The following is a 4,294-nucleotide window of genomic DNA, read 5'->3' on the forward strand; positions in this document are numbered from 1 at the left end:
GGTTTCAAGGACACCAAGGAGACCATCGAGCGCCAAGCAGAGATCCGGGGATGGCTGGACAGTGTCGATGAGCCCAGCGAGAGCGGCAAACAGTGGCGCAAGGTGATGAAGATCGCCGTTCCGGTGTGGTATTTCTTCGCCATCGGGCCGGCCTGTATTTTAGGCAACAACGCCTTTGCCTTCGCCGGCTTCTCACCGCTGTGGTCCTGGCAAATCGCCTGGTGGATCGTCGGCATCGTCATGATGTGGGCGCTGTGCTTCAAGGCCGAGATGTCCACCACCAACGAGACCCAGATTGAGCGGGCCAACAAGGAAACCATGATCGTGGTCAGGGAAACCTGATGATCGCGACGCTGAAAGGAGATCGGATATGAAGCTGGAAGATAAGTGGATGATCGCTCTGGTGGTTTTCGCCATTCTCTTTACGGCATCCTTCGGCTGGGGTGTCTGGGGGTAGGCCGAATTCCGCCCATCACATCAACCGGGCCCCCGCCGCGCTCTGCGGGGGGGGCCCCGACCTGAGCCTGTTGCGGGCCAAACCGGTATTCCTCTCTCTGGGGGCGGCTTGGCCCGTTTTGTCCCGGGGCACCCCGGCGGCGGTTCCTTCAGGGCGCCGGCCGTGCAATTGGCACGCCCCCCGGCGGCCGGACCGGCCGCCCGCCCGGGGCCGCCGCAACCCCTCAACCCATCCGGTACTGCAGCCATGGCCGCCAAAGTCCTGATCGTCGAGGATGACAGCAGCATCCTGGTTCCCCTCACGTTTTTGCTGGAGCAAAACGGCTATGAGGTCAGCACCGCCGCCGACGGGGAGGAGGCCCTGGCGGCGGTGGCGCGTTCTGCCCCCGATCTGGTCCTGCTGGATATCATGATGCCCCGCCTGGACGGCTATGCGGTCTGCCAGGCGATCCGCGAAAATCCCGAATGGGGCGGGATCAAGATCGTACTGCTCTCCGCCAAGGCCGGCGAAATGGACGTCGCCAAAGGCATGGCCCTCGGGGCGGACGCCTTTATCTCCAAACCCTTCGCCAATGCCGAGATCACGGCCACCGTGCAGCGGCTGCTGACGGGGCCGGCATGAGAATCCGCAACCGCTTCTGGTGGTTCGTGTTGCTGGGGGTGCTCACCATCATTTTCATCATGGGGGTGCTGGCTTGGTTCTTCTGGCTCCAGCTGGCCCCGGCGGAGCGCTCGCTGCTGCTGAACATCCTGGGCCACAATTTCATCTATGTCTTCACCGTCGGGGTCCTGCTCCTGGCGGGGCTGGGATTCGCGGCGGACGGCGTTTTCCACGTCTATATCCTGCCCCTCAGCAAACTGGTGGAGGAGGTCACCCTGATCGCCACCGTCAACCCCTCGCACCGCATCGCCATGCAGGGCAGCCGCGAGGTCGATCGTCTGGTGGCCATCATCAACGAGAGCGCCGACCGGGTGGAGGCGCTTCAGGGCCGGGTCGAGGAGCGCATCCGGCTGGCCAGGGCCGAGGCCGAAACTGAGAAGAACATCCTGGCGGCCTTCATGGCCGACCTGCCCGAAGGGGTGTTGATCTGCAATACCGACGGCCGGATATTGTTTTTCAACAACCGCGCCCGGGAGTACCTCTCCCACAACCGCCTCTCCGGCGCTTCGACCCCCAGCGGCGCGGATCCCTTCATGGGGCTGGGCCGGTCGATTTTTACGGTGATCGACAAAAACCTGATCGTGCACGCCCTGGATGAAATCGCCGAGAAGCTCAACAGCGGCGAAACCAGTGCGGCGGCCTATTTCGTGGCGGTGGGCGAGGGCGACCGCCTGCTGCAGGTGGAAGCCGTGCCGGTGCTGAACAACCGCCGCGATTTCAACGGCTTCATTCTGATCTGCAAGGACATCACCGCTCAGCTGGAGGTCGACAGCCGGGTCAACGCCCTGTTCAAGTCCCTGGTTCAAAAGGTGCGCGGCAGCCTCGGCGGCATCCGCTCGGCCGTCGAGGCCATGATCGCCTACCCCCAGATGGCGGCCAAACACAGCGAGCGCTTCAAGGCCATCATCCACGAGGAGGCCCTGCGGATCGGGGAACTGCTGGCGGAATCCCAGGAAGCCTACTCCCGCCAGGTGTTGACCCGCTGGCCGCTGGTGCACATGCCGGCCTGCGACCTGATGGAGGCCGTCGGCCGCAAGGCCGAAACCAAGCTCGGGCTGAAGCTGGTCATCTATGGCTGCGAGGAGGACATCTGGCTGCGGGTGGACAGCTATTCCATCGTGCTGGCGGTCCTGTTTCTGCTGGAGCGGCTGAAGACCCATTTGGGGCTGCGCGATTTCAACTGCTGTATCGAGCGCCGCGGGCATTTCGTGTGTTTGGATTTGCGTTGGATCGGAAAACCGGTTAAACTGGAAACCCTCCGGCAGTGGGAGGATGAGGAACTCAGCGTCGCGGGGGAGGCGATCCCGCTGAGCCTGCGGGAGGTGGTGGGCCACCACGACGCCGAAATCTGGTCCAATGCCAGCCGGCGGCTCAAAAACACGGCCTATCTGCGCCTGTTTTTTCCCAGCTGCACGTCGGAGGCGGCCTGCAACCTTCGCAGCATCACGATTCTGCCCGAGAGCCGGCCCGAATTTTACGATTTCGACCTTTTCAACCAGCCGGGCCAGAGCCCCGACCTGGATGACCGCCCGCTGACGGAGCTGACCTATACGGTCTTCGACACCGAAACCACCGGGCTCGACCCCCGCGGCGGCGACCGCATCATTTCCATCGGGGCGGTGCGGATCGTCAACCTGCGCCTGCGCCAGGAGGATTTTTTTGACCAGTTGGTTGACCCCCAGCGGCCGCTGCCCCCGGAATCGGTCGAAATCCACGGTATTCAGCCGGAAATGCTGGAAGGCCAGCCGCCCATCGCCACCGTCCTGCCCCTCTTTCAGCGCTACACCGAAGAGACGATCCTGGTGGCCCACAACGCGGCCTTCGACATGCTGATGCTGCAGCTGGCCGAGGCCGAGACCGGCATCCGGTTCATCAACCCGGTCCTGGACACCCTGCTGATCTCCTCCGTGGTGCACCCCTCCCAGGGCCGCCACGACATGGAATCCATCTCCCAGCGACTGGGAATCAGCGTCGTCGGGCGGCACACCGCCCTGGGGGACGCCATCGCCACCGCCGAGATCTTTTTGAAACTGATACCGCTGCTGGCCAAGCAGGGGATTTACACCCTGCGGGACGCCCGCGAGGCCTCCCAGAAGAGCTATTACGCCCGCATCCGCTACTGAAGTACTATGGCGTGGTTTCTGACCTGCGCCCCTCAAAAAATAGGTGAGCCATGGAGTCCAACGCCCTCGACATCCTCAACCAGACCCAGCCCTTTGCCGCCCTGACGGTTCAGGACCGCCGCGACCTGGCGCCGGAGATGATCCGCAAACGCTTCCCGAAAGGGGAAATTATCGCGGTCCAGGGCAAGACCGCGGTGGAACACGTGTACGTGATTGTCAGCGGCACCCTGGAGCTGTTCTTCGAGGAAAACGGCCAGCGCACCGTCAGCGGGGAGCTTCATGCCGGTGATATCTTCGGCGGGATCTCCCTGCTGATGAACGCCGGCCTGGCGGTGCGCACCGTACAGGCCAAAACCGACACGCTGGCCTTTGTTATGTGGAAAAAGGATTTCCTCTCGCTGTGCACCCGGCAGCCCAATGTGGCCAAATACTTCGTGGATGAATACAGCCGCCGCATGCTGGACGAATCCTACGCGGAGCTGATGGCCGCCACCCAGGCCGCCAAGTTTCTGAGCCAGATCGACCCCTTTTCCTTTCTCCCCGAGAACGAGATCGAAAAGACCGCCGCCAAGCTCGATATCGTGCGCCAGCCCAAGAACAAGGTGCTCTTCATCCAGGGAAAGTCGCGGGTGGACGCCCTCTACATCGTCCAGAAGGGGGCGGCCGAGCGCTACTTCGAGGAGAAGAACAAAAAAATGCTGAGCGGGCTGATGGGGGAGGGGGACATCTTCGGCGGCATCTCTATGCTGCTCAACGACGGCTTCTCGGTGCGCACCTTGAAGACCATCGAGCCCACCACCTTCTACACCCTGCCCAAAGGGGATTTCCTGGATCTCTGCAGCCGCTTCGAGGCCTTTTCGGAGTATTTCACCGACACCTTCGGCAAACGCATGCTGGACCGCTCCTACGCCAAAGTGATTTCCAGCTCCCTCCAGCCGCGGGAGGAGGGCGCCCGCTTCTTCAACCAGCCGGTGGCGAGCATCTACAATCCGCGCCTGATCAGCTGCCCCGCGGAGACCAGCATCCGGCAGGCGGCCGTGGAGATGAATGCCCA

Annotated in this window: 4 protein-coding genes; all 4 read left to right on the forward strand. The window is 62.9% G+C overall.

What is annotated here, in order from left to right; translation table 11 throughout:
- On the forward strand, positions 1-342 hold a 342-nt coding region (locus LJE63_09720; protein ID MCG6906890.1), incomplete at its 5' end, for a sodium:solute symporter family protein.
- 361 nt (positions 343-703) lie between these two features.
- Positions 704-1,078, forward strand: coding sequence for a response regulator (locus LJE63_09725; GenBank protein ID MCG6906891.1), 375 nt, complete (start codon positions 704-706; stop codon positions 1,076-1,078).
- Positions 1,075-3,240: a PAS domain-containing protein gene (locus tag LJE63_09730; protein MCG6906892.1), complete on the forward strand. Its 2,166-nt coding sequence runs from the start codon at positions 1,075-1,077 to the stop codon at positions 3,238-3,240. Before LJE63_09725 ends, LJE63_09730 begins: the two co-directional genes overlap by 4 nt.
- 50 nt (positions 3,241-3,290) lie before the next feature.
- A partial coding sequence (locus LJE63_09735; GenBank protein MCG6906893.1) for a cyclic nucleotide-binding domain-containing protein occupies positions 3,291-4,294 on the forward strand: 1,004 nt, incomplete at its 3' end.

The sequence above is a fragment of the Desulfobacteraceae bacterium genome (assembly GCA_022340425.1).
Taxonomy (GTDB): Bacteria; Desulfobacterota; Desulfobacteria; order Desulfobacterales; family JAABRJ01; genus JAABRJ01.

What these genes read in the sequence shown, in the direction of transcription:
- LJE63_09730 (MCG6906892.1), top strand. Translation starts at nt 1,075, where the DNA reads ATGAGAATCCGCAACCGCTTCTGGTGGTTCGTGTTGCTGGGGGTGCTC.
- LJE63_09725 (MCG6906891.1), top strand. Translation starts at nt 704, where the DNA reads ATGGCCGCCAAAGTCCTGATCGTCGAGGATGACAGCAGCATCCTGGTT.